Origin of the sequence: Qipengyuania vesicularis (assembly GCF_019711415.1) — a bacterium.
In the GTDB taxonomy this organism is placed as follows: domain Bacteria; phylum Pseudomonadota; class Alphaproteobacteria; order Sphingomonadales; family Sphingomonadaceae; genus Qipengyuania; species Qipengyuania vesicularis.
In genome coordinates this window covers 409,425-435,667 of sequence record NZ_JAIGNJ010000003.1, presented here as the reverse complement: position 1 = coordinate 435,667, position 26,243 = coordinate 409,425, and the positions used below count along the sequence as shown (strand labels likewise).

Here is a 26,243-nt window from a genome sequence, read left to right as displayed (position 1 = left end):
GGGCGGGTCGATCCGCCCATCTTTGCGTGCCCTCCTAGCATTTTGCGCTGAATTGCGCCTGAATTCGGCGTTCAGTTGTGGGCGAGATCAGAAGTCGTTCCGCTTCTCGACGTGGGATACGAAAGCGGCGGTGGTCAGCGCGCGCGTGATCCCGATTTCGCGCGGGATGCGGTCTTCGAGGGCGCGTGGCATTTCTTCCGGCCAATCGACCAGCAACCGGTCGAGCCTATCAAGGTCGAGGATGCGCGAAAGCTCCGGATGGGCGCGGAGTGCCGAGACTTGCACCAGGAGTTCGCTTCTCCGGCCGGTCATACGCGCGTGCCAATCGACATTGTGCCGTCCCTGGCGCGTCTCGAGCCGCTGCTCTTCGGGCATCATGCCCCTTGCCATTCGTCGTGCGAGGAAGCGGTCGACATGGGCGCGGCGCAGCTGGTCGGTGGGCAGGCCATGGCAGAATTCGAACAGCGGGCGATAGGCAGTAACGTCGCGGTGAGCCATTCCGTGCAGGCGCTCCATGCCGAGGTCGATATCCTCGCCGCTATCGGCGCTGGCCCACATCCGGCGGATCGCCTCCTCCCGGCTGGCTGGAATTGTCGGACGTTCGAATACCGTTCGGCTGCCGCGCTTCGTCGACCTCTTGCGCCATGCGTTCGCGGTTCCGGCGCTCAGCAGCGAGGCGAGCGGTACAGGCGCAGAACGCTCGGGATGGACCTGTTGCCGCACTGCGCGCTGAACGCTTTCCGGGAGGTTGGGTAGCACTGCCTGGGAGAGGAACCTGCGCAAGATCGAGTGCGCCTCTTCGTCCTCGGCCGATGCGGCGAGCAATCGCCTGACCTTTGCCAGCCTCCCGCTCCGCAGGGCCTCGGCTGCCGCCCAGCCCGCGTCGAGGCTGATAGTGAAATTGCCATGCAGCGCGGTCAGCATGGCGTCGCAGCCCGCAGCCTTCGCCTGCTCGAACAGGGAATGGAATATGCCGATATTGGCGACGTTTGCCGTTCCGATTTCGGTGCGGGCGAGAAGGTCGCGCAGCCGGTGGTCGTGACCGCCCGCAACGGGGTCGGGGAAATGCGGCTCGATCTGCGGATGCATCGCGGCAAAGCGCCGCACGCGCTCACGCTCCTCGCCGAATGTGCCGGGCGGCGAGTAGCCGTCCCATTCGGGTATCGGCCCGAAGGTAAAGCTGTGCAGCGTCGCGCCTTCTGGCATCTCGCGCAGCAGCGCTGCGGCGGCGAGCGGACTGTCCAACCCTCCCGACAACATGATTGCGGGCTTCTCTACCCCGGTCAGTGCCACGCGTGCAGCCTCGTCGAGCAGTTCCTGCGCACGCTCGACATAATCTTCGTCGCGATCGAAGCACACGGGTTCCGTTGCGACGGGATCGTAATAGCGATCGAGCGTCCAATCCGACCCATCGATCCTGATGCGGGAGCCCAGGGGCACACGGCCAATTCCCTTGTACCAGCCCACCGGCTCACAATCATGATGATCGAAGGCGAGCTGGTCGACGAGATGGTCCCAGTCGATCCGTTTTTCCACGCCTGCCGCGAAGAGCGCCGAGAGGAGCGGGGATGCGCCTGTTATCTCCTGCCCTGCCACGAAGTGGAGCGGCGGCGCTGTCCACGGCGAACGAACGAGGCGTAGCTGATTGGGTCCTTCGAGAGTAATTGCGGAGTAGTGGCCGACAAGCTTGCGGTCGGCTTCGTCGCCCCAATGACCGAGCGCGCGCGAGTAGATTTCGACCGGTGTGCTTTCCGGGGATAGCCCTAGTGCGTGCGCGGTATCCCTGAAATTGTCGATCCGCCCGAAAAACAGCGTCGCGCCTATGTTTCCGGGATCGAGCTTCGCACCCCAGCATTCGAAATTCCGGATCGCGGCGTGAGCAGGGATTGGTGACGGATGATCGGCCAATAGCTGGCTAATCGATCTCCTGGCCTCGGGGGCCAGCCCGCCCATGCACCGGATCGCGGCGATCATGGTAGATGGCTACGCGTCGTCTTGTGCGTCAGGAGCGTGCGTTGGGGCCCGCCTGTGTGCCGAAGCCGATTGGCCCCGCGATGTCGCGAATTGTCCCGAGCCGTTTCAACTCGGGCTTCGTCCACGGCTGCCTGGCGGATTTTGCGACTTCTGGTTTCTTGCTCATCGAAGGGCGTCCTTTTGCTGCATTCTAGCAGAGGCTGGACTGCCGTCAAAGCGCTGCCTGTCCGACCGGTTCCACAAGCGCTGCCAACTCGCATTCGGCCAGCAATGCGGCAACATCGGTCTCGATATCCGCTTTATCGCCTGCATGTGCCTCGGCCAGGATCTCTGCGATCTCCGCGGCGCTCCGCCTGCCGTCCACCGCGTCCCAGATTGCCCGGCCCGTGCCGGATAGGGAAAACAGCTCGCCCCCATCGAGATCGACGATCAACACCTCATCATCCACCAGCGTGGCGACAAAGTTCTCCGTGCATTTGCGAAAGACGGTCATGGGAAGCCTCTATCGTGGCAGGCTAGGCAATCCAAGCCCGTCCGCTCGTGGATAAGCCTGCGGAGAATCTTGTGGAGATGCGGTGGGGACGGGTAATTCGGCAGCATCCAGGCCCACCCCGTCCCAAGGCTCACGCGCAGATCATGACTGCCCCGCTGATATCCCCCTCGATCCTCTCTGCCGATTTTGCCCGGCTGGGAGAGGAAGTCCGCGCGGTCGACGAAGCAGGGGCCGACTGGATCCATATCGATGTGATGGACGGGCATTACGTGCCCAATATCACCATTGGCCCGGCCGTGGTGAAGGCGCTGCGCCCGCACAGCGACAAGCCCTTCGACGTCCATCTGATGATCTCCCCGGTCGATGCCTATCTCGAGGCTTTCGCCGATGCCGGGGCGGATATCATCACGGTTCATCCCGAAGCGGGTCCGCATATCCACCGCACGATCCAGGCGATCCGCAATCTCGGCAAGAAGGCAGGCGTGGTGCTCAATCCGGGCACGCCCGCCAAGATGCTCGACTATCTGATCGAGGAGGTCGACCTGGTGCTGGTGATGAGCGTAAATCCCGGTTTCGGCGGGCAGAGCTTCATCCATTCGCAATTGCGCAAGATCGAAGCGATCCGGAAGATGATCGACAAGACAGGCAAGGACATCCGCCTCGAAGTCGACGGCGGCGTCGATCCCACGACCGCCCCGCTTTGCATCGATGCCGGTGCAGATGTGCTCGTGGCGGGCTCGGCAACCTTCCGCGGCGGACCGGAGAAATACGCAGCGAACATCGCAGCGCTGAAAGGGCGGGGATGACCAAGGGGCGCGCCGATCTGCTGGACGTGGCGCGCGAGGGTGCGCGGGACGAGATGCAGGTCGCGCTGCCGCTCTTCGCGCAGGCTGAGCCGCTTGTCGACGCGCAGGAGTCGAAAGTCGAAGACCCTCTGAAAGAAGAAGAGGTCGAAGCCGCTCCCGAGCCGCATGTCGAACCGGAGCAGGGTAGCGAACCCGTCTATGATCCCGAGCCGCTGGAACCGGCACGCGCGCTTGTCCCCGCCGATTTCGCCCTGCCCAATGACGGGCCGATCAACACGGCGATGCGCTGGGCCTACCGAATGGGCGTGCCCGCTTCCTTCATCGTCGCGCCGCTGAGAAAGCCTGCCAAGCCGCGCCTGGTTGCCATGGTCGAAACCCCGCTCGCGGGCGACCGGGCTGTGGGAATGGCGCTAAGGGCTGGGCATTTCCAGGTCGCAGGCCTCAAAGCGCCTATCGGCAAGCTCGATTTCGCGTCGCCCTCCAAGCTCACACCTCCTTTCGCGCGGGCCGTCCACGGCTTCACCTGGATGCGAGACCTGTCTTCGTGCGCGCCGCGCGGCCAGTGCGCCGATACCTCAATCCGGATTTTCAAGGCCTGGCTCGACAAGAATCCCGAGCCCGGCAAGGGCCCTGCCTGGGATGTCGAGCTTGCAGGGCTTCGCCTGCTGAACTGGCTGGTCCATGCGCCCGTCCTCCTTTCGGGCGAAGGCGAGAAGCTGAAGGAGCGGCTGTTCGAAGCGATCGAGACCACAGCGCGCTGGCTCGACCGGCAAGTCGCGAGTGGCGAGGACCGCTTGGCGCAGGTCACCGGCTGGGTGTCGATCGTCGCAGCGGGCTTGCTCATGACCGATGGCAAACCGCGGCGCCTCCATGGTGAAGCCGGGCTCCTGCGCACTCTCGGCGAACTGGTGAGCGATGATGGCGGTGTCCTTTCGCGCAGCCCGACCGCCCAAGCGCAGGCCATCGCCCTGCTGATCGACTTGCGCGCTTGCTACCAGGCGGTGAAATGCGATCCGCCACCGGCCCTCGCGGCGATGCTCGGCCTGCTGGTCCCGGCGCTGCTTTCGCTGCGGATGGGAGATCGCGGCCTCGGCAGCTGGCAGGGCAGCGCTGTCCTGGCGGAGCCCGCGCTCGATGCACTTGTAACCGCGAGCGGCGTTCGTGCCCGCCCGATGCTCGATGCGCGCCACTGGGGTTACCAGCGGGTCCGGTCGCGCGAGGCGGTGCTGGTCATGGATGCCTCGCCGCCGCCCAAGGCCCGCCATGCCCGCCACGGCTGTGCCTCGACGCTTGCCTTCGAGTTCTCTCACGGCCCGCAGCGGATCATCGTCAACTGCGGCGGCGCGGAGCTCGCCGGCGCGCTTGTTCCCGCCCGGATCGAGCAGGGGCTGCGCGGTACATCGGCCCATTCGACGCTGGTCCTCGACGAGGCGAACTCTACTGCCGTCCTGCTCAACGGCCAGATCGGCAAGGGGGTCGAGGAAGTCGATTTCACCCGACGCATGGTAGAGCAGGGCGCGCGCAAGGCGACTCGGTTCGAAGCGTCGCACAATGGCTATGCCGCGCGGCACGGCCTGATCCATCGACGGATACTGATCCTTTCCGAAAGCGGCGCCGAGTTGCGCGGCGAAGATGTACTCGAACCGTCCACCCGCAAGGGCAAGCGCGGCAAGATCGGCTTTGCCATACGCTTTCACCTCGGACGCGGCATCGACGCCCGGCTCACCGAGGACGGACGCGGCGTCCACCTGGCGCTGCCCGATTCAAGCTACTGGCAATTCCGCCTCGCAGGGACTAGCGGCGAGGCGCACTGCACGCTGGAGGATTCGCTCTGGGCCGACGGCCAGGGCCGTCCGCATGGCGTGCAGCAGATCGTGGTCGAAGGCATGGCCGCGCGCAGCGGGGAACGCTTCCCCTGGCTGCTCAAACGTATGGGGTGAATTTTCCTGTGACTGACGTGGCGATCAAGCGGGCACTACTCTCGGTGTCCGACAAGAGCGGATTGGTTGATCTGGGCAAGGCTTTGGCCGCCAAGGGTGTAGAGCTTGTCTCCACCGGGGGCACGGCACGCGCGTTGCGCGAAGCTGGCCTCGAGGTGAAGGACGTGTCCGATCTCACCGGCTTTCCCGAGATGATGGACGGTCGCGTGAAAACGCTGCACCCGATGGTCCATGGCGGCCTTCTCGCCGTACGCGACAATCCCGAACACGCCGAGGCGATGGAAGAACACGCGATCGGCGCGATCGATCTGGTCGTGGTGAATCTCTACCCCTTCGAAGCAACCGTGATGCGCGGCGCCGAGCGCGACGAGATCATCGAGAATATCGACATCGGCGGGCCGAGCATGGTGCGCAGCGCGGCGAAGAACCACCAGTTTGTTACCATCGTCACCGATCCCGCGGATTACGACACGCTTGTCGGCGAGCTGGAAGCCACTGGGGCAACCAGCCTCGATTTCCGCCGCAAGTGCGCGGCGAAGGCTTTCGCAGCCACCGCTGCTTACGATTCGATGATCAGCCAGTGGTTCGCATTTGCCGACCAGCAGCAGCTGTTCCCCGAATTCCTGGCGGTGAATGGAAAGTCGCCCGTCGAGCTGCGCTATGGCGAAAACCCGCACCAGAAGGCCGCGCTCTACACGCCTGCCGGCCCGCACGGGAAAGGCATCGCGCAGGCCGAACAGCTGCAGGGCAAGGAGCTTAGCTACAACAATTATAACGATGCCGATGCAGCGCTCGAACTCTGCGCCGAATTCGCCGGTGGTGAACCGGCTGTGGTCATCATCAAGCACGCCAACCCCTGCGGTGTGGCGCAAGCTTCGACGCTGATCGAGGCTTGGAATGAAGCGCTAGCCTGCGATAGCGTGTCGGCATTCGGCGGCATCGTCGCCGTGAACACCGAGCTCGACGGCGAAACCGCCGCGGCAATTTGCGCGATCTTCACCGAAGTCGTCATCGCTCCCTCTGTCTCGGACGAGGCGCGCGAGGCCTTCGCCAAGAAGAAGAATCTGCGCCTCCTCGTCACCGGCGACCTGCCCGATCCGCGCCGCGGCGGCCTGCTGGTCAAGCCGATCACCGGCGGCCTGCTCGTGCAGACGCGCGACAACGGCGCGATCTCCGAGGCCGACCTCAAGGTCGTCACCAAGCGCGAGCCGACCGAGCAGGAGCTGAAGGACTGCCTCTTCGCCTGGACCGTGGCGCGCCATGTGAAGTCCAACGCCATCGTCTATGCCAAGGACGGCGCGACCGCTGGCATCGGTGCGGGCCAGATGAACCGCCGCGATTCCTCGCGTATCGCCGCGATCAAGGCCGCAGAGGCTGCCGAAAAGTATGGCTGGGAGCAGAGCAGGGCTGTTGGTAGCGCCGTCGCTTCCGATGCCTTCTTCCCCTTTGCCGATGGCCTGCTCGCCGCAGCCGAAGCGGGAGCAACCGCGATAATCCAGCCGGGCGGATCGATCCGCGACGAGGAAGTGATCGCTGCGGCCGACGAGCAGAATCTCGCCATGGTGTTTACCGGAATGCGACACTTCCGGCACTAAGGCCTTCCCGGTTCGCCTGATCGGCTGAACCGTTCACAACCATCGCATTCAGCACGTTGCAATTGGGTGACGTGTAACCACGTGGGATATTCCTACGAAAGACCTGTCATGAACCTGTTTAGCCCCGACCTCTATCGCAACTTCGGCATCGGATTTCTCGCCGGTGCAGTGATCGTCGCCTTCTCCAATGGCGCGGAAATCGTCTCGGCAGTCGCCGCAATCATCTGATGAAGCGCTTCGCCCTCATCCTTGCCGCAGGCGCGCTCGCCGCGACCAGCGCCTGCCAGCAGCCAGCCCTCGCCGCCGAGAAGGTGGTCGAAGCGCCGGCCGCCGTTCGCAAGGCGCAGGAGGGCAGCGGCCTCAAGACCGCGATCTTTGCAGGTGGTTGCTTCTGGGGCGTCGAAGCCGTCTTCAGCCATACCAAGGGCGTGACCAGCGCCGTCTCCGGCTACCACGGGGGCACACGCCAGCAGGCCGATTACAAGCTCGTTTCCTCTGGCATCACCGATCACGTCGAAGCGGTGAAAGTCACTTATGACCCCAACGTCGTTCGTTATGACCAGTTGCTGCGCATATTCTTCTCGGTCGTGATCGATCCGACTCTGAAGAACCGCCAGGGCCCTGACCGCGGGCCGCACTACAATGCCGAGCTCATCCCGCTTTCCGCGGAGCAGCGCCGGGTCGCGACTGCCTACCTCGCACAGCTCAAGCGTACCGACCTGTGGGATGCGCCAATCGTCACCAGCGTGGAGCCTGCGCGCCAGTTCTATGCCGCAGAAACCTACCACCAGGATTTCGCCGCCAAGAACCCGCGTCATGGCTATATCGTGCGGTGGGACGCGCCTAAGGTTGCGGCGCTGAAGCGGCTCTACCCCTCGCTTTACCGCGCCGAATTCCGCCGCGACTGACTTGCGCCGGCGCGCGGGCGAGCTTACCTCTCGCCCATGGCAGGACACGCACACGCACATAAGGAACATTCGGGCGACGCGCTTATCGACGCGGCCCGTCTCACGCTCACCGATGCCGGCGAACAATGGACGGGCATGCGCCAGTCCGTTTTCGAGGAGCTGGCGCGGCACGAGAAGCCTGCTTCAGCATATGACATCGCCGACAACCTCTCAGCTGCGCGCGGCAAGCGCGTGGCGCCCAACAGCGTCTATCGTATCCTCGACCTGTTCGTGCGCACAAACCTTGCCAACCGGATCGAAAGCGCAAACGCCTATCTCGTGAACACCCACCCGGGATGCCGCCACGATTGCATCTTCCTGATCTGCGACGACTGCGGCAAGGCAATGCATATCGACGACGATCGCGTAACTGGCGCGCTACGCGAAGCAGGCAAGGACGCCGGATTCACCGATGTCCGCCCCGTGGTGGAATTGCGCGGATTGTGTGACGATTGCGCTGCCTGACCTGCGCCAAAGCGTGCATTTTTGTCGGTAAACCGTTCATCGACAGTTCGGAAAAGTCGGTGTAGGGCATTCGTATGAGTGAACGCCCCAAGACGCCCCTGCTCGACACGGTCGATACCCCCGCCGACCTTCGCAAACTGAAGCAAGAGCAGCTCCGCCAGCTCTCCGACGAGCTGCGCGCGGAGATGATCGATGCCGTCGGCACAACCGGCGGACATTTGGGTTCGGGTCTCGGTGTCGTCGAGCTGACCACCGCGATCCACTACGTCTTCGATACGCCGACAGACAAGCTGATCTGGGACGTTGGGCACCAGTGCTATCCGCACAAGATTCTGACCGGGCGCCGAGACCGAATTCGCACTTTGCGTCAGGGCGGCGGCTTGTCGGGCTTCACCAAGCGCGCGGAAAGCGAATACGATCCTTTTGGCGCTGCGCATAGCTCGACCTCGATTAGCGCGGCACTCGGGTTTGCCATGGCCAACAAGATGCAGGGCAAGCCCGGACGCGGCATTGCCGTCATCGGCGACGGCGCGATGAGTGCCGGCATGGCCTACGAGGCGATGAACAATGCCGAACAGGCGGGCAATCGCCTGGTTGTCATCCTCAACGACAACGACATGTCGATCGCACCGCCGGTGGGCGGGCTGTCGGCCTATCTCGCGCGGATGGTATCCTCGAGCGAGTATCTCGGCCTCAGGTCGATGGCCTCGCGCATCGCCAAGAAGCTTGGCCGCCGCGTATGGGGCGGTCTGGAGAAGGCGGAAGAATATGCCCGCGGCATGGTGACCGGCGGGACCATGTTCGAAGAACTGGGATTCTACTATGTCGGCCCGATCGACGGGCACAATCTCGACCACCTGATCCCCGTGCTCGAAAACGTGCGCGACAGCGAGCAGGGGCCCGTCCTGATCCATGTCGTGACCAAGAAGGGCAAGGGCTACGCGCCCGCCGAGAACAGCGCCGACAAGTATCATGGCGTCGCCAAGTTCGATGTGGTGACGGGCGAACAGAAGAAAAGTTCGGGAGGGCCACCGGCCTACCAGAACGTGTTCGGCGAGACGCTGGCGAAGCTCGCCAACGACGACCCGCGCATCTGCGCCATCACCGCCGCCATGCCCTCGGGCACGGGCGTCGACAAATTCGCAAAGGCGCATCCGGACAAAGCCTTCGATGTGGGCATTGCCGAACAGCATGGCGTAACCTTCGCCGCCGGCCTTGCCGCGGAAGGCATGCGCCCCTTCGCCGCGATCTATTCGACCTTCCTCCAGCGCGCTTACGACCAGGTCGTGCATGACGTCGCGATCCAGAACTTGCCCGTGCGCTTCGCCATCGACCGCGCCGGACTGGTCGGGGCCGATGGCTGCACACACGCCGGAAGCTTCGACATCACCTATCTAGCCACGCTGCCCAACATGGTCGTAATGGCCGCCGCCGACGAGGCGGAACTGGCGCATATGACCTATACCGCCGCCGAATACGACGACGGCCCGATTGCCTTCCGCTATCCGCGCGGCGCGGGTACCGGCGTCGAGATCCCCGAGACTCTCGAGAAGCTCGAAATCGGCAAGGGCCGGATCGTGCGCGAGGGCACGAAGGTCGCCATACTTTCGCTCGGCGCAAGGCTCGAGGAGGCCAAGAAGGCCGCTGACCAGCTCGAGGCCAAGGGCCTTTCGACCACCGTTGCCGACATGCGCTTTGCCAAGCCGCTCGACACTGCGCTGATCGAGAAGCTGATGCGCAGCCACGAGGTCGTGGTGACGATCGAGGAAGGCGCCATCGGCGGCCTCGGCGCACACGTGCTGACCTATGCCTCGGATGAAGGCCTGACCGATACTGGCCTCAAGGTCCGCACCATGCGCCTCCCCGACATCTTCCAGGACCAGGACGATCCGGCCAAACAGTATGACGAGGCAGGCCTCAATGCGCCTCATATCGTCGACACGGTGCTAGGCGCGCTGCGGCACAACAGTGCAGGAGTGGAGGAAGCGCGCGCTTGAGCCCGGCGGTGCGCCGGACGATGTGGTTCTTCGGACTTCTGCTGATATCCTATATCGGGGTGCTCGCGCTCCTCTGGAGCCAGCAGGAGCGGCTGATCTATCCTGCTCCGCGCGTTATCGCTCCGCCAACGGATGGCTTTGAACAGGTCACCTATCGCACTGCTGACGGCCTCGATATCTCCGCAGGATACCGTGCCGCCGCGCCTGGTATGCCGACTATCGCATACTTTCATGGCAATGGCGCGGACTGGGTGTCGAGCGTTGTCGCCACCGACCGACTGGTGCCAGCCGGTTACGGTGTGCTGGCGGCCGAATATCGCGGCTATCGGGGAAATCCCGGAAGTCCTAGCGAGGATGGCCTTTACAAGGATGGCCGCGCAGCCTTGGGTTTCTTGGCCGAGCGAGGGGTCGCTGCAGAAAGCATGATCCTGATCGGCAACTCGATCGGGTCCGGCGTTGCGACGCAGCTTGCAAGCGAACATGCGCCCAAGGCGCTAATCCTCATCTCGCCCTTCGCCAGCCTTCGCCAGCTCGCCGCCGAGAAGGTTCGCTGGGTCCCGACAAGCATTCTCCTGCGCTCGCGCTACGAGAATGCCGAAAAGATCGCAAAGGTCGATGCCCCCGTGCTCATCCTGCACGGCGACGCGGATACGCTGATCCCCGATGCCCACGCGCGACAGCTTGCTGCACTGCGCCCCGATGCGGAACTGGTGGTATTTTCAGGCAAGGGCCATGATCTTGCCTGGCATGACGAAGCCGAAGAGGCGGTGCTCGCATTCCTGGAGAATATCGAAGCCGGAGGGGCCAAACCATGAGCCTGCTTACCGTTGAAACAAACGATCACGTCACCACCCTCACCCTCAACCGCCCCGACAGCATGAACCCTCTGGGGGCAGCAGGCGACGGCGACGCTTTCGTCGAAGCCTGCGACGCCATCAATGCCGACATGGATGTGCGCTGCGTCATTCTTAGCGGGGCAGGCCGCGCATTCTCGGCGGGTGGCGACATCAAGGCGATGAAGGAGAAGACCGGCAATTTCGGCGGCACTGCACCGGAAATCGCCGATGGATATCGCAACAACATCCACAAGATCCTGCGCGCGCTCTACTCGCTGCGCGTGCCCCTGATTGCGGCGGTCAACGGTCCGGCGATCGGCCTTGGTTGCGATCTTGCATGTCTGGCTGACATGCGCATTGCGAGCGAGAAGTCGAAGTTCGGCGTTACTTTCCTCAAGCTCGGCATTATCCCGGGCGATGGCGGGACGTGGATCTTGCCCCGCATCATCGGCGAGGCGCGCGCGGCAGAAATGTTCTATACCGGCGATGTGATCGATGCGCCAACCGCGCTCGACTGGGGACTGGTGAGCCGTGTTGTCGCACATGATGCGCTGATGGACGAAGCAAAGGCACTGGCCGCGAAGGTCGCCGCCATGCCTCCTCATGCGTTGAGGCAGGCGAAGAATCTCATGCGGCAGGGGCGCTCGACAAGCTATGATGGCGCGCTCGAAATGGCAGCCAATGCGCAGGCGCTGATGCACTCGACGCAGGATCACATGGAGGGCGTGGACGCGCTGATCGAGAAGCGCGCGCCCAGTTTCAGGGGAAAGTAGCTAGCCTACCCACCGCCAGATTCCTGCCGGAATGCCATTTGCGTGGATATGTCCGAAGGTCGCAGCGAGCCAGATCATGATTCCTCCCAGCCATGCAACAGGACTGGCTTTCGCAAGGCCGGAGAGGCGCGGCCAATAGCTCGTCTTCGCCTCCCAATGCACCCAGGCCTCGCCCATCAGCGCTTCCTTCTTGCGATCCTGCATATGCGCGCCGACCAGCGCGAGGAAACCGAGCGACCCCGCAAGAACGAATTGCCGAGGGGTCGGACTGACCAGGATATGCGTGGCTGCCCATAGGGCGAAGCTCCACATCATCGGATGCCGCGTTACGTGAAAGACACCGTGGGGGCCGCTTTCTGCCATCTGCGCTGCACCCGGCGCGGGAAGGGCCGGGTTGCCGATGAACGAGCCGGCCAACATCACCGAGGCGAGCAGCATGATGATGGTCACGATAATCCAGATCACTTCGCCCATCCCGTTCCACAACGGAGTACCGCCCGGCCCAACCTCGCGAAACGCAAGAGCCATCCAGACGAAGGTGCCCAGCGCTACCAGTGAGTAGAGCCCGCGAAACCCGTTCTCTCCGATCCGCGACACGAGCGGAGCCCGCAGCGGATGGGAAAGGGCAAAGTGGGTCCCGACGAATGCCAGGCTGGCGGCTACAAGCGATTGCAATGCGGGTTCCACGCACCTCTCCTCGTCTCGATTGCTAATTAAGTAGCAAATCGAAACCTAGTTTGCAAGCCCACTAGTTTCTACCAGTCGTAGGCCTTGGGCAGATCGCTTTCATCCAGGTCGCGGTAGCGGTCCCGCAGCCTGCTCTGGTGATTGTCGAGTGGTTGTTCCACCCCGTCGATATAGACGCGAACGGGCATGGAGCCGATCTCCAGCGGATCGCCGTCCCACACCACGATATCGCCCATCGCTCCAGGGGCGAGTACACCCGCTTGCGATCCCATTCCGGCAATCTCTGCAGGGATGGAGCTGATCGCCGCGAAAGCCTGCCCCCAGCTGAGACCGTCCGCCCCCGGAATGCGGGTCAGCGCGACGAGATTTCCCGCATACTGGTTGAGGTTGCGCGGGTTCTCCATCGCAGCGGCATTGATCGCCACCTTCACCCCGGCTTTCACCATCCGGCCGATATTCGACTGTGTGCTGGCGATTTCCTCGAAGCGTTCGGGCAGGTCGTCGAGACCATCGGCGATGACCGGAACGCCAGCGGCCGCGATCTCGTTGGCGACCAGCCAGCCCTCGCTCGCCCCGACCAGAACAAGATCGAGTCTGGGAAAGTCTTCCTTCAATTCCAGAACGGCAAGAATATCCGATGCACGCTCTACCTCGACGAACAACTTCTGCTCGCCGCTGACGACCGGCCCGAGCGCCTTGGCATCCATACGCGCCAGCATCGCCCGTGATCCATCCCAGCGATTGTTCGCATAGGCGATCGCTTCGGCGAGGGCATTGTGCAGCTCAACATGCGCAGCTGCGCGGCTTCCTCCAGCGAGACGTGCGCCTCCCTCCCCCAGATCGACCATCTGGAGTGCGCGAGGCTTACGCACTGCATCGAGGTCTGCCCCAAGGTCGATAATTGCTCCTTGCCCTGCGAAGATGGCGTTGCCCTGGTTAGGCACTACCACCGCGCGAGTGATCCCATGATTGCGACTGACCTTGATATGCTGTGAGGCAGGGTTGATCGTGGGTGCGACATCGAGCGCGGCATTGTATCGCGAGTCGCTCGCCGACCTGTCATTGCTCTGTGAAACCGCGCCCACGTCGACGAGGCCGAGGTCGGTGACCGCAGCCACGAGCCCCGGCGTAATCCAGGTTCCGCTTCCATCGAGTGCTGTCACATCGGCGGGCACAGCGATATCGCGGCCGGCGGCGACGATCTTTCCGCCGCGAACCAGCACAGTGGCATTCTCAATCGGTTCGCTTCCGTCGCCAGTAGCAACGGTCGCTCCCGTGATCGCGAAATCCTGCGCGGCGGCGGGAGCTGCGAAAATCGCAAGCGCGCTTGCGGCGAGTTTCAGGAGGCGCTTCATTTCACATCTCCTTCACCGGGCTGGCCAAGCTCGAAATCGCTCACCGGCCTGCGCTTTCGATCCGTGGCGTCAAACATGAGCGCACCATCGATCCAGACCTTCTCGGGTCGCGAATAGACCGACAGCGGATCCCCGTTCCAGAGCACGACATCGGCCATCTTGCCCGGCTCCAGGCTTCCGGTCATCTCGTCGATGCCCATGGCCCGGGCCGCATTGAGCGTGATCCAGCTGATCACGTCTGCGTCGGAGATCTCGATACCCACGCGGCGCCCTGCGGCCTGTGCCTTGGCGGCTTCCTGGTTGAGCCGCTGGATGCCCTGGTCGCTGTCGGAGTGGATGACCACGCAGGCGCCCTCGCGCTGGAGATAGGCGGCGTTTTCGAGAATGCCGTCATAGGCTTCCATCTTGAAGCCATACCAATCCGCCCAGATCGCGCTACAAACGCCGTTCTCGCGCAGGAGGTCGCCGATCTTGTAGGCTTCGACTGCGTGGTGGAAGGCGGAGACGCGGTATCCCATCTCCTTGGCCATATCCATCACCAGCGCCATTTCGTCGGCGCGGTAGCAATGGTTGTGAACGAGGATGTCGCCCTCGAGCACTCCGACCAGCGTTTCCATTCCTAGATCGCGATCGCGATCGTCGTCCTCGAGATATTCGCGGGCCTCCAGCCAAGTCTGTCGGTTGACGGCGAAATTGCCCATGCGGGTGGAAGGCATGCGATTGCGATTGCCATAGACGCGCTTCGGGTTCTCGCCGCAGGCCATCTTGAAGCCATAGGGCGCGCCGGGAAACTTCATGCCCTGGACCGTGCGGGCCGGTACGTTCTTCAATGTGGCGCTACGACCACCCATGAGATTGGCCGAGCCGGGCAGGATCTGGAGACTGGTCACACCGCCATTCGCGAGCGCCCGCGAAAAACCCGGATCCTGGGGCCAGATCGAATGTTCGGCCCAGACTTCGGGCGTGGTGGGACTGGTCGCCTCGTTGCCGTCCGAATGCGCTGCGACGCTGGGGGTAGGATAATCGCCCAGATGCGAATGGATGTCGATCACGCCGGGGGTGACGAACTTGCCGCGGGCATCGACTCGTTCGTAGCCTTCGGTCGACAGCGATCCGTCGCCGATAGCGACAACCTCCCCGTCGCGGAACAGCACGGTTCCATTGTCGATCCGGCCACCGGCGCCGTCGTATATCGTCGCACCGACCAGGGCGGTGGGGCTCCCGGGGTAACGGCGATAGGTGCTTGGAAACGGCTCGCTCCCGTCGCGGCCCTTGGGCGCCGACCAGTCACCCTCGGAGGCAGACGCCGTTCTCGAGTCGGTACCATTGGTGGCACAGGCGGCAAGGCTTGCGGTCAGCGCAAGCGTGGCAAATCTCTTCATGCATCTCCCCCAAACGAAGAACGGGCCGGAGCATCGCTGCCCCGGCCCGTCCGGTCAATCCAATTTGGTCGACCGGCATCACCTGCCGGACGATCGTTTGAACTCGATCAGGCCCTGGTGGTCGGGTGGATTCCGGCCTCCTGTGCCTCGAGACCAGCTTCAGCGTGGCCTTCGAGCGCATCGTCGCTGAGCGTGTCGAGATGCATATACTTCGCGACGAACCGCGCAATCAACACCACGAAGATTCCGACGACAATAGAAACAAGGCCGATAGTCCAATAAACATCGAGAGCAGCTTGCCGTGTCATATCTCCATCTTCGCCGCCGGTGGCGGCGCCAATGACCCCGGCGACGAACCCACCGCCTGCGGTCGCAAAGAACCATGCGCCCATGATCAGGCTCGCAAGGTGCCTTGGCGACAGACGATTCATTGCCGACAGGCCCACTGGGCTGAGGCAAAGTTCGCCTGTGGTGTGGAAGAGATAGATGCCAAAAAGGAAAATCACTGGGATCTTCGCATCGATCCCAACGGTAGCCGCGCCCCAAACCAGGACGAGGAAGCCAAAGCCGAGCTGAACGAGTCCTAGACCAAACTTTGCAGGAGTGGACGGTTCTAAGCCCTTCCTGCCAAGCCAAGTCCACAGGCCCGCAAAGATTGGCGCAAGCAAGATGATGTATATGGGGTTGATCGACTGGAAGATCGGAGCAGGAACGCCCTGCAGATCGATAAACTCGTTTGTGAACAAGTTGAGCGAACCGCCACCTTGTTCGAATAGCCCCCAAAACAGGGGCTGCAAGGCTATCAGGAAGAGGGCCGCGAAAATGCGTTCACGCGGGTGCTTCTCGAGTTTGAAGGCTTCAATCAGAACATAACCAAGCAAAAGCGCACCAGCAATCAGCATGATGCCGCCAACAAGCGACTGATACTGGATCAATACCCACATCACCGCTACGCCGACGATGCCGATGCCATAGACGAGCAATTCGGTGTTCTTGGCCAGGGGCTTGGCCGGTTCGCCTTTCCCCATTAGCAGCGGCTTGCCAATGACAAATACGATGAGGCCGAGCAGCATGCCCAGGCCAGCAGCGCCGAAGCCGTACTCCCAACCCAGCGTAAAGCCGAGGTAGCCAGCGAGGATCGCCCCGACAGCGGCTCCGACATTAATGCCCATGTAGAAAATGGTATATGCGCCATCGCGGCGTACATCGGTACGCGGATAAAGCTGACCGACGAGCACCGAGATATTGGCTTTAAGGAAGCCCGAACCGACGATGATAAAAGCGAGCGCCAGCCAGAAGACGTTGATCGTCGGATCGTTTTGACCGCCGGTACCTTCAAACGCCATCAGGAAGTGCCCGAATGTAAGCAGGATCGCGCCGTACAGCACCGCCTTGCGCTGGCCGATGTAATTATCGGCGAGCCACCCGCCAAGAACCGGCGTAATGTAGACAAGGCTGATGTAAGCGCCGTAGATGACATTCGAAGCGCTGCTATTAAAGAGCCAGTGCTGCGTCAGATAGAATATCAGCAGCGCACGCATGCCGTAATAGGAGAAGCGTTCCCACATCTCGGCGAAGAAAAGCATGTAGAGGCCCTTGGGGTGACCGCCGACCTCTGGCTCCTTGCGTGTGACCGCGTAGGCGCCACCAATAAGGAACAACCCGAGCACTGTAGCTGCGATTGCAGCGATCCAGTCCGCCTCTGCCCAAAGTGCGAAGTCTTTCATTTAATATCGATCCCCGTATCCAATAAGTCAGCCATTCTCTCGGGCCGTAGAAGCCGCGCACCCTAGCGGCCTCGTGCGCAAAGTGAAGCATTAGTTACACTCGCGACCACATTGCGCTGCGGTGAATGCCGCTGTCCCGGGAACCTTGCGCGCCGCGCTGTATTATGGCACTGAAGCACTCTACGACTTTCGGGGATTCTCCATGAGCAACCAGTCCAAGCCCGTCTACCTCAAGCTGCGCGACCAGATCGCCGCTGCGATCATCGACGGCCGGTACAAGGAAGGCGAGATGTTGCCGTCGGTCCGCGCGCTTGCGGCGGAACAGGGCGCCAATCCGCTCACAGTCGCGAAAGCCTACCAGCAATTTCAGAACGATGGCTTGGTCGAAGTCCAGCGCGGCGTCGGAATGTACGTGGCAGATGGCGCTGCGGCGACTCTTCGCGAACGCGAACGGAAGGCGTTCCTCAGCGAGGAATGGCCGGAAATTCGCGAGCGGATACAGCGGCTTGGCATCGCACCCGCCGAATTGCTCGCCGACGCCTGAGCCTCTCCCGACGCGGAACCGTCCCGCGTTAACAATTGTTGCCTTGAGAGAACCGCAGAATTCTGCCATTTGAGGTACTTCAGCACCGTCCAACCACGGGCTGGCTGGGGTCGCACGAACAGGCATTTGCGATCGTCGTATGGCGATCGGGAGAGAGCGCAATGATCCGATCCGAACTTCTCGCCGCCATCGCGGACGACAATCCCGAACTCAGGGCCGAAGAGGTTGAGCAGGTCGTCGATATCTTCTTCGAGGAAATTGCCGAGCGATTGGCCGAGGGCGGTCGGGTCGAATTGCGCGGTTTCGGAGCATTCTCGACCCGTGAACGGCAGGCCCGGCAGGGCCGCAACCCGCGCACGGGCGAGGTCGTCGACGTTCCCGCCAAGCGCGTGCCCTATTTCAAGCCGGGCAAGGAAATTCGCGAACGCCTGAACGAGGGTTGATCCCTCAACCTGCCAGCTTCGCAATTGCAGCCATGACATCTTCGCATTAGGCACGCGGCTCGCCGGTTGGCGGGTGTGGCGGAATGGTAGACGCCGGGGACTTAAAATCCCCTGTCCTTTGGACGTGTGGGTTCGAGTCCCACCACCCGCACCATGATCCATGCGATTTGAGTGCATTCGCCCGGCGACTGTCGGACGCGCTGACAGTCGCGTGCCCCATCTTATCTTCGTATTAACCCGTAGGTCGATACTAGAGGAGTCCACAGGGGCACTGGTCCAAGAGTTCCGCCGTGAGGGGTGCAGCCCTCCGCGAACTCCAGGGGTATGAATGACGATGGATTATTCCGCAGGTTTCGGCAGCGATTCAGAGCCGGTGATCGATGTTGGTGAACGGCGCGGAGCGGCGCGATACACCTCCCTGATCAGGGCTGCCAAGCTGGTGTCCGCGCATGGCGAGTTCATCTGCGTTATTCGCGATGTCTCCTCGACCGGGATTTCTCTCCGTACCTTCCACGCACTGCCGGACGAGACCACACTCGGCCTGGAACTTCAGAACGGCGAATCCTACGAGCTGGTCGAGACCCGCCGCGAAGGGCGCGAGGCGAGCTACCGCTTCGATCGCCCGGTCACGGTCGAGCGGCTAATCCACGAAAGCTGGAATTTTCCGAAACGCCAATTGCGCCTCAATATCGAGATTCCGCTGACCCTTTCCTCGCTCACGGCAAGCGGCGACGCTAAGACCGTGAACTTGTCGCAGCAGGGCGCGCGTGTCGAATGCGATGCGGCCTTCGCGATCGACCAGAGCCTGCGCGTCGTTTCGACCAGCTTTCCCGAAACGCGTGCCAAGGTTCGCTGGCGCAAGGATGCGAATTACGGACTGGTGTTCGAGGACACCTTCTCGCTACGCGAATTCGCTCTGATGGCGGCATCCGTCCAGTGTCCGGCACTGCTCGAGGATGTGTCGGACGCGGCCTGACACGGTTTTTCTCGCTTCTAAACGCTTGAATGATCGCCGCGTTAACCACCTCCTAACCATTTTCCTTCACTCCCCGTGAGACAAGAGAACTCGGGGGTATTCATGGTTTCGAAGGGCAATCCGCTCAAGGTCGACGTCGCCATCATCGGCGCGGGGCCGGCTGGGCTTACGGCGGGTTACCTGCTGACCAAGCAGGGCAAGACGGTCGCCATCATCGAAAAGGACGAGACCTATGTCGGCGGCATCAGCCGCACGGTCGAGCACGAGGGCTACCGCTTCGACATCGGCGGGCACCGCTTCTTCTCGAAGAGCCAGCAGGTCGTCGACCTGTGGAACGAGATCCTCGGCGAGGACGATTTCATCCAGCGCCCGCGCATGAGCCGCATCTATTACGAGGGCAAGTTCTACAGTTACCCGCTGCGCGCCTTCGAAGCGCTTTGGAACCTCGGCATCCTGCGCTCGACAGTCTGTATGGCGAGCTACCTCCAGTACAAGCTCTTCCCCAAAAGGCATGTGAAGAGCTTCGAGGACTGGACCACCAACCAGTTCGGTCACAAGCTCTATTCGATCTTCTTCAAGACCTATACCGAGAAGGTGTGGGGCATGCCGTGTGACGAGATGAGCGCCGACTGGGCCGCCCAGCGCATCAAGGGCCTCTCGCTCTGGGGTGCGGTGGTCGATGGCCTGAAGCGCAGCCTCGGCCTCAACAAGAAGCCGAACGATGGGCAGGAAGTGAAGACCCTGCTCGAAACCTTCCGTTACCCGCGCCTTGGCCCGGGCATGATGTGGGATGCGGCGCGCGACAAGATTCTCGCGACCGGCAAGGGTCATGTCATCATGGGCCACGGCCTGAAGCAGCTTTCCGCGCAGGCCGACGGCAGTTGGCGCATGAGTGCAGCAGGCAAGGACGGCGAAGTGATCGTCGAAGCCGCGCACGCGATTAGCAGCGCACCCATGCGCGAGCTGTCGAAGCGCCTCCACCCGCTGCCGGCCTCGACGCTGCAGGCAAGCGACCTCAAGTACCGCGACTTCCTCACCGTCGCGCTGATGGTCGAAGGCGAAGATCTCTTCCCCGACAACTGGATCTATATCCACGACAGCAAGGTGAAGGTCGGCCGCGTGCAGAACTTCCGCAGCTGGTCGCCGGAATTGATCCCCGACGAAGACATGGCCTGCGTCGGCCTCGAATATTTCTGCTTCGAAGGCGATGGCCTCTGGTCGATGGAAGACGACGATCTCGTCAAGCTCGCCACCGACGAAATGGAAATCCTCGGCCTGGTCGACCGCAAGAAGGTCAAGTCGGGCGCGGTGGTCCGCCAGGAAAAGGCCTATCCCGTCTATGACGAGGACTATGCCGCCAATGTCGATGCCATGCGCATCGAGCTCGAGGAAAAGCACCCGACGCTGCACCTCGTCGGCCGCAATGGCATGCACCGCTACAACAACCAGGATCACGCCATGATGACCGCCATGCTGACGGTGGAGAACATCGTCGCCGGCAAGCGCGTCTACGACACGTGGTGCGTCAACGAGGATGCTGAATACCACGAGGCGGGCGATGAAGGCGCCGAAGCCTCAATCCCCAATCGCCAGCTGACCGAAGATCAGGCCGCCGCGCTCAATTCGGTCCGGGAAGTCCCGACTCGCATCGAGAGCGAGGACGAAGGCAAGGAGGCAGCATAATGGCTAGCATTCCTCTTTCGCCGGGCGCACCCGAAGCGCCCGAACAGACGGCCGAGCTGAAGGGTTTCAAGAAGCTCTTCCGCCCGTTCGAGCCTGCTGAATGGAAGCAGTTCCTCAACTGGCTGCTGATCTGGATCGTGCTTGCCAATATCGGCTTTGCCACCATGTGGCTGGTCGGTGCGCCACCGCGCCGCCCCGAGATCTATGCTGCAGGCGCTATCGGCCTGATCGTGCGCCGAATGCCCGTCTGGGTCCAGTGCGTCGCCTTCGTGGGGGCGATGATCTACTCGATCCTCGGCTTTATCGCGGGGCTGTTCAACCTCGCGCTCGGATCGTTGCTCCATTCGATCAAGTTTTTCCTAGAGATCAATCCGGCCAATTCGGTGGAGTATATCGTCGGGGCTGGTCTGCTCGTGGGTCTGTGTGCCCTGGCCATGTGGCTAATGCGCCGTCCGCAGGCTTACAACGACATTCGTCTGGTGCTTTTGGCGATCCTTGCCACGATGACGCTGGCCAAGGTCGATGGCCTGATGGGCAAGGGCATGCGCGGCCACTACAAGCGTGCGGCCGTGGAAGGCACGCCTTTCGTTTCGGCGAACGACATGACCCAGTTCGCTGCCGTTCCGGCTGCCGGAGAGCCCAAGCGCAACCTGATCCTGATCATGGTCGAATCGCTGGGCACGCCAGTTGGCAATGCCGAAATGGATCGCCTGCTATTCGCGCGCTACAACACGCCTGCAATTGCCGAGCGGTTCGAGGTAAGCTCGGGCAACACCACTTATTTCAACTCCACTACCGCAGCCGAAATTCGCGAACTGTGCGGGCGCTGGGGTGACTATTACGAAGTGCTCGAACAGGCCGATACGGGCTGTCTCCCGGCGCGCCTTGCCGAAGCGGGCTATGAGACGCGCGCCTATCACAGCTTTACCGGGGCGTTCTTCGATCGCGCCACCTGGTACCCCAACATCGGATTCCAGAAACAGCAATTTGCCGAGGATCTTCTGGCACGTGGCACGCTTGAATGCGGCGGGGTATTTCCTGGCGCTTGCGACCGCGATGTGCCTGCGCTGATTGCACAGGATCTGAAAGCCGCCGACAAGCCGCAATTCCTCTACTGGCTGACCGTCAATTCGCACCTTCCCGTGCCGCCGGGTATGAATCTCGAGGTCGACAATTGCGAAACGCACTCCGCCGTTCTCGCCGCCGACTTCCCGATGATTTGCCGCCAGTTCGCGCTGTGGAACCAGATGGACGACGCGATCATCAAGGAGATCACGGCGAGCGACTTCCCCGAAGCCGATATCCTCATCGTGGGCGACCACATGCCGCCATATTACGACCGCCATCACCGCAGCCAGTTCGCGCCCGACAAAGTGCCTTACCTGCTGCTGAAGTGGAAGGGCAGTGCGGCTGAGCGAGTTGCCACGGAGTCCTTCGTCGAGGCGGAAGGTGGCACTGATGGCAAGGCCGGCTGAGCCTGCGATGCTGCGACCGGCTGCCATCCTCCAGCGCTTCGACCTCGTCCGCCTGACGCGCTACGGCTTCGCCAGCGTTGCGGCGCTGGCAGTCGACATGGGTTCCTTCCTGCTCCTGCTTTCGCTGCAGGTCGCCGCAGCCCCGGCGTCGGCCGTTGGCTACAGCGTGGGGATCGTGACCCACTGGCTTCTGTCGAGCCGCGCGGTCTTCACCGACACGGTAGCGGCTCGCGGGCCGCAGCGTACACGCCAGAAGGCGCTCTTCGTGGGTTCGGCCCTCGTCGGTCTCGCGCTGACGACGCTGATCGTTGGCGCGGGGGACATGGCCGGGCTCGATCCGCGCATCGCCAAGCTGGCTGCGATCGGGGTGAGCTTTACCGCGACCTGGCTCTTGCGCAGCAAGGTGGTTTTCCGCCACATCGACTGACATGAACGCGGACCGTCGACTGCGGCAGGGGGAATTCCCCGCGCGCCAAATTTTGCTCGCCTCGCTGGCTGTCTGCGCCATCATGCTGGTGACCGCAGCAAGTCGCCTGCTCACGGGCAAATTCCCCGATCCCGATGATGTCCTGCGGCTGGTACAGGTCCGTGACCTGCTGGCCGGCCAGGGCTGGTTCGACGTGACGCAATACCGCATCGATCCTCCATCGGGCACGGCAATGCATTGGACCCGTGTCGTCGATATTCCGATCGCGCTCTTGATCGCGGCATTCACCCCTCTGCTTGGCCAGCCGGGCGCGGAGAAATTCGCCCTCGTTTTCATTCCCTTTGCGACCTTCATGGTGTCCGCCTTCGCCATCGGGAGCCTGGCATGGCGACTGCTCGGCGTACGCGTGGCAATCATCTCGGTGCTCGCCTGCGGGTTCCTTCCGGCCTTGCTGTTCCAGTTCCAGCCCATGCGGATCGACCACCATGGTTGGCAGGTGGCGATGGTCGCGATCACGCTGTGGGCAATCAGCCGCCGCAATGCGCGGATCAACGGCTGGACGGCAGGACTTGCCATGGCGACCGGCCTTTCGATCTCGCTCGAGATCCTGCCCATGGCAGCCGCCTTCGCGCTCGTGCTGTTCGCAAGATGGTGGTTCGATCACAAGCAACGCGGCTGGTTGGCTGCATATATGCAGGCGCTCTCGCTCGGGCTTGCGGGGCTCTACCTCGCAACACGCGGAACTTCGTTGACGGCCTATTGCGATGCCGTTTCGCCCGCGCATGTGGCGTTTTTCCTTGTTGCAGGACTCGGGACCACCCTCATCGCACAGCTCACGCGCCTGCGCGGGTTCGGAATGCTCCTGCTCTTCGCACTGGTCGGGGGCGCGGCCTTCTCAGCCTATGCGCTGCTTTCGCCCACCTGCATCGCAACGCCCTTTGCCACGCTCGATCCGCTAGTGGAGGAATACTGGTACCGGCTGGTGTTCGAGGGCCAGCCGCTGTGGAAGCAGGCCCCGTCGGTCTATGTGCCTGCGCTGCTGCAGATGCTGGCGGCGATGGGGGCGGCCGCTGCGCTCTACATGCGCTCGGACCTGTGGCTGCGCGCCTGGTGGGCCGAGTATCTGTTCCTGCTGGTCGCCTCGGTGGCGCTCGGAATGCTGGTCGCGCGCTCACTGGCGTTCGCCTCGATCATTGCGGCAATCCCGCTGGGATGGCTCACGTCGAGCCTGCTCGCGCGCATTCGGCAGCAAGGCGCCCCTTTGGCGGCGATCGGGAATGCGATTGCGATCATACTACTGTTGGCGCCGATGACGCTGGTACTGGCAGCGCGTGCCATCCTCCCCCCCGAACCTGCGGCGGTGGAAGGAGTCGCGAGCGGCGCCTGCGACGTCTATGCCAATGCGCCTCTGCTGGGCGGGTTGGAGCAGGGTACGGTAATGGCTCCGCTGGATCTCGGGCCAGCCATCCTGCTCGAGACAGATCATGCGGTCGTAGCCACCGGCCATCACCGCGCCAATGAAGCGATGGCCGAAGTCATTCGGACATTCCTGGCATCGCCCGATGAGGCGCGCGTTTTGCTATCCGGCAGTGGGGCCGATTACCTCGCCCTGTGCACCGAGATGACCGAAATCCAGCTCTACGCGAATGTCGCGCCAGATGGTCTCGCAGCTCGCTTGCGCGGAGGAGAAGCGCCGGATTGGCTCGAGCGCGTCGAGCTTGGCGGCCCGCCGCAGCTCGCAGTCTACCGCATTGCCGACTAGGCCAGGACGAAGTCCATTGCCACGCCATTGATGCAATGGCGCTTGCCGGTCGGCTTTGGGCCATCGGAGAAGATGTGCCCGAGGTGCCCTCCGCAATCGGCGCAGTGCACCTCGGTGCGCGGATAGCCGATCTTGTAGTCGGTGCTGGTGCCCACCGCACCTGGCAGGGCCTTCCAGAAACTGGGCCAGCCGGTGCCCGAATCATACTTGGTCTTCGAGCTGTAGAGCTCGTTCGCACAGCCGGCACAGACGAATGTGCCGACGCGCTTCTCGTCATTGAGCGGCGAGGTATAGGGGCGCTCGGTCCCGGCTTCGCGCAGGACGTAGAATTCGCTCCTGGTGAGCTTCTTGCGCCATTGCGCCTCGCTGAACGAAACCGGGTAGTCCTTTGCCTGCACCTCGCTCGAACCACAGGCGGCGAGCGTGGTGGCGGCAACACCCGATCCCAGCAGGCCAAGAAAGGCGCGGCGGTTCCGATCAGTCGTCTGCATCTCATGCTCCATAGGCTTGTGCCCATGAATACGTTCGAAACGACCGAAAGGTTACCTCAGAACTCCGTGATTTCGACCTCGAGCTTGCGGAATCCGTGGACGAAGTTTGCCCGGACGCGTTCGATATCGCCTGCGACATGTACGCGCATGCGGCGCTTGTGCAGTTCCTCGAGCAACACCCGCAGCTGCAATTCGGCGAGCCGTGCTCCGACGCAGCGGTGGATGCCGTAGCCAAACGCAATATGGCGACGGGCGTTCTCGCGCGTGATGTCGAGCTTGTCGGGGTTCTCGAACACCTGCTCGTCGCGGTTGGCGCTGAGATACCAAAGCACGACCTTGTCGCCCTTCTTGATCTGCTGTCCGAAGACCTCGGTATCCTCGGTGCAGGTGCGGCGCATATGCGCAAGAGGCGTCTGCATGCGCAGGATCTCCTGCACGGCATTGGGAATGAGATCGGGCTGCTGCTCGAACAGCTTGCGCTGGTCGGGATTCTTGTCGAGCTGGTAGATGATCCCGCTCATCGAATTGCGGGTGGTGTCGTTGCCGCCCACGATCAGCAGCACCAGATTGCCCATGAATTCCTCCGGGCGCATCTGGTTCATCGCCTCGGAATGGATCATCATCGAAATGAGATCGTCGCCCGGCTCCTTGTCATGGGTGCGTTCGACCCACAGCGACTGGAAATAGGCGGCCATCTCATGGAGGAATCCCCAGCGCATCTCGTCCAGCGAGCGGACGCTGGCGAGCTCGGTATCGCCCGACCAGTCAGACCAGAAGGTTAGCAGGCGGCGATCTTCCCACGGGAAACCGAAGAGGATGGCAAGCATTCCGGTGGTCAGCTCAATCGAAACCTTGTCGACCCAGTCGAATACTTCGCCGCGCGGCAGCGAATCGAGAAGCTCTCCCGTGCGCTGGCGAATCTCGCCTTCCATCTCTGCCATGCCGCTGGGGGTAAATTTGGGCGCCACGGTGCGCCGCTGGCCCGTGTGCTGCGGCCGGTCCATGGCGATGAACATCGGCAATTCGCGCCGGTCGCCAACATTGCTTGCGGCCAGCTCTTCTTCGGTCAGCCGGTTGAGGATGGTGATGCCCCCATGTTCCCAGCTTGAGGAGAAGGTCTCGGGCAGCGCCTCGATGTGCTGGATCGCCTTATGCTGGACCACCGCCCAGTAGGGCCCGAACGGGCTTTCCGGGATGTAGTGGAGCGGCCCGGCTTCGCGCATCTCCTTGAAGATCGGCTGCCAGGTGTTTTCGTAATAGATGTCGCTGCGGCTGACGTCCCACTTGTGCGGATGGCTCAATCGCTCCTCGGGATGCTCGGCGAAATGCTGCTTGAGCGCCTCATACGCAGTGGGCGACGTCCGGCATTCGGGCCTTTGCGGGGCGATAGTGGCCATGGGATTCTCCTCTCCCCTACATCCTGCCCTAACTGACAGGTGTGTCAATAGTGCGTTGCAAAAACGAA

The 26,243-nt window shown here is 62.6% G+C and carries 23 protein-coding genes and 1 tRNA gene; 16 read left to right on the top strand and 8 right to left on the bottom strand.

Annotated features, from left to right (window positions below; genetic code table 11):
• Positions 1-87: 87 nt before the first annotated feature.
• Together K3146_RS10915 and K3146_RS10910 are read right to left on the bottom strand one after the other, a co-directional pair.
• The gene (locus tag K3146_RS10915) at positions 88-1,974 is read right to left on the bottom strand and encodes an asparagine synthase-related protein (RefSeq protein ID WP_221546311.1); all 1,887 of its coding nucleotides are present in this window, start codon (positions 1,972-1,974) and stop codon (positions 88-90) included.
• Between the two features lie 211 nt (positions 1,975-2,185).
• Positions 2,186-2,467, bottom strand: a complete 282-nt coding sequence (locus K3146_RS10910; protein ID WP_221546310.1) for a PqqD family protein — start codon at positions 2,465-2,467, stop codon at positions 2,186-2,188.
• Between the two features lie 143 nt (positions 2,468-2,610).
• Here K3146_RS10910 and rpe point away from each other — a divergent pair, with 143 nt between their 5' ends.
• The 8 genes from rpe to K3146_RS10870 all read left to right on the top strand — a co-directional run bounded on the left by rpe (position 2,611) and on the right by K3146_RS10870 (position 11,826).
• On the top strand, positions 2,611-3,273 hold the full coding sequence (gene rpe / locus K3146_RS10905) for a ribulose-phosphate 3-epimerase (protein WP_221546309.1): 663 nt from the start codon (positions 2,611-2,613) through the stop codon (positions 3,271-3,273).
• The gene (locus K3146_RS10900; protein ID WP_221546308.1) at positions 3,270-5,213 is read left to right on the top strand and encodes a heparinase II/III family protein; all 1,944 of its coding nucleotides are present in this window, start codon (positions 3,270-3,272) and stop codon (positions 5,211-5,213) included. Before rpe ends, K3146_RS10900 begins: the two co-directional genes overlap by 4 nt.
• Positions 5,214-5,221: 8 nt before the next feature.
• A complete protein-coding gene (purH, locus tag K3146_RS10895) occupies positions 5,222-6,808 on the top strand; it encodes a bifunctional phosphoribosylaminoimidazolecarboxamide formyltransferase/IMP cyclohydrolase (RefSeq protein ID WP_221546307.1) in 1,587 nt (528 codons plus the stop codon).
• A gap of 227 nt (positions 6,809-7,035) precedes the next feature.
• Entirely contained in the window at positions 7,036-7,716 is a 681-nt protein-coding gene (gene msrA, locus K3146_RS10890) for a peptide-methionine (S)-S-oxide reductase MsrA (RefSeq protein WP_221546306.1), read from the top strand.
• A 36-nt stretch (positions 7,717-7,752) separates the two neighbouring features.
• Positions 7,753-8,220, top strand: a complete 468-nt coding sequence (locus tag K3146_RS10885) for a Fur family transcriptional regulator (RefSeq protein ID WP_221546305.1) — start codon at positions 7,753-7,755, stop codon at positions 8,218-8,220.
• Between the two features lie 74 nt (positions 8,221-8,294).
• Positions 8,295-10,217: a 1-deoxy-D-xylulose-5-phosphate synthase gene (gene dxs, locus K3146_RS10880; protein WP_221546304.1), complete on the top strand. Its 1,923-nt coding sequence runs from the start codon at positions 8,295-8,297 to the stop codon at positions 10,215-10,217.
• Positions 10,214-11,032, top strand: a complete 819-nt coding sequence (locus K3146_RS10875) for an alpha/beta hydrolase (RefSeq protein WP_221546303.1) — start codon at positions 10,214-10,216, stop codon at positions 11,030-11,032. The genes dxs and K3146_RS10875 overlap by 4 nt, the downstream gene beginning before the upstream one ends.
• Entirely contained in the window at positions 11,029-11,826 is a 798-nt protein-coding gene (locus K3146_RS10870) for a crotonase/enoyl-CoA hydratase family protein (protein WP_221546302.1), read from the top strand. The genes K3146_RS10875 and K3146_RS10870 overlap by 4 nt, the downstream gene beginning before the upstream one ends.
• On the opposite strand, the gene K3146_RS10865 is transcribed toward K3146_RS10870, so the two are convergent.
• The 4 genes from K3146_RS10865 to K3146_RS10850 form a co-directional block, all read right to left on the bottom strand.
• Entirely contained in the window at positions 11,827-12,513 is a 687-nt protein-coding gene (locus tag K3146_RS10865; RefSeq protein ID WP_221546301.1) for an NnrU family protein, read from the bottom strand.
• Positions 12,514-12,581: 68 nt separating this feature from the next.
• A complete protein-coding gene (locus K3146_RS10860; protein ID WP_221546300.1) occupies positions 12,582-13,868 on the bottom strand; it encodes an amidohydrolase family protein in 1,287 nt (428 codons plus the stop codon).
• Positions 13,865-15,250, bottom strand: a complete 1,386-nt coding sequence (locus K3146_RS10855; protein ID WP_221546299.1) for an amidohydrolase — start codon at positions 15,248-15,250, stop codon at positions 13,865-13,867. Before K3146_RS10855 ends, K3146_RS10860 begins: the two co-directional genes overlap by 4 nt.
• Before the next feature lie 107 nt (positions 15,251-15,357).
• Entirely contained in the window at positions 15,358-16,977 is a 1,620-nt protein-coding gene (locus tag K3146_RS10850) for a peptide MFS transporter (protein WP_221546298.1), read from the bottom strand.
• 202 nt (positions 16,978-17,179) lie between these two features.
• Between K3146_RS10850 and K3146_RS10845 the strand changes: the two genes are divergently transcribed.
• From K3146_RS10845 to K3146_RS10810, 8 genes are all read left to right on the top strand, one after another.
• A complete protein-coding gene (locus tag K3146_RS10845; protein WP_221546297.1) occupies positions 17,180-17,521 on the top strand; it encodes a GntR family transcriptional regulator in 342 nt (113 codons plus the stop codon).
• A gap of 161 nt (positions 17,522-17,682) precedes the next feature.
• Entirely contained in the window at positions 17,683-17,964 is a 282-nt protein-coding gene (locus tag K3146_RS10840) for an integration host factor subunit beta (RefSeq protein WP_221546296.1), read from the top strand.
• Positions 17,965-18,033: 69 nt separating this feature from the next.
• Positions 18,034-18,118, top strand: a tRNA-Leu gene (locus tag K3146_RS10835).
• Between the two features lie 174 nt (positions 18,119-18,292).
• Positions 18,293-18,940 (top strand): PilZ domain-containing protein, encoded by a 648-nt coding sequence (locus K3146_RS10830; RefSeq protein WP_247711199.1) that lies wholly within the window; start codon positions 18,293-18,295, stop codon positions 18,938-18,940.
• 102 nt (positions 18,941-19,042) lie between these two features.
• The gene (locus tag K3146_RS10825) at positions 19,043-20,623 is read left to right on the top strand and encodes an NAD(P)/FAD-dependent oxidoreductase (RefSeq protein ID WP_221546295.1); all 1,581 of its coding nucleotides are present in this window, start codon (positions 19,043-19,045) and stop codon (positions 20,621-20,623) included.
• The gene (locus tag K3146_RS10820; protein ID WP_221546294.1) at positions 20,623-22,098 is read left to right on the top strand and encodes a sulfatase-like hydrolase/transferase; all 1,476 of its coding nucleotides are present in this window, start codon (positions 20,623-20,625) and stop codon (positions 22,096-22,098) included. Before K3146_RS10825 ends, K3146_RS10820 begins: the two co-directional genes overlap by 1 nt.
• Positions 22,082-22,525 (top strand): GtrA family protein, encoded by a 444-nt coding sequence (locus tag K3146_RS10815; RefSeq protein WP_247711198.1) that lies wholly within the window; start codon positions 22,082-22,084, stop codon positions 22,523-22,525. The genes K3146_RS10820 and K3146_RS10815 overlap by 17 nt, the downstream gene beginning before the upstream one ends.
• A gap of 1 nt (position 22,526) precedes the next feature.
• On the top strand, positions 22,527-24,287 hold the full coding sequence (locus tag K3146_RS10810) for a hypothetical protein (protein ID WP_221546293.1): 1,761 nt from the start codon (positions 22,527-22,529) through the stop codon (positions 24,285-24,287).
• On the opposite strand, the gene msrB is transcribed toward K3146_RS10810, so the two are convergent.
• Positions 24,284-24,778: a peptide-methionine (R)-S-oxide reductase MsrB gene (gene msrB, locus K3146_RS10805; protein WP_221546292.1), complete on the bottom strand. Its 495-nt coding sequence runs from the start codon at positions 24,776-24,778 to the stop codon at positions 24,284-24,286. The genes K3146_RS10810 and msrB overlap by 4 nt on opposite strands.
• Positions 24,779-24,834: 56 nt before the next feature.
• Entirely contained in the window at positions 24,835-26,175 is a 1,341-nt protein-coding gene (locus K3146_RS10800; RefSeq protein WP_221546291.1) for a cytochrome P450, read from the bottom strand.
• Positions 26,176-26,243: the final 68 nt, after the last annotated feature.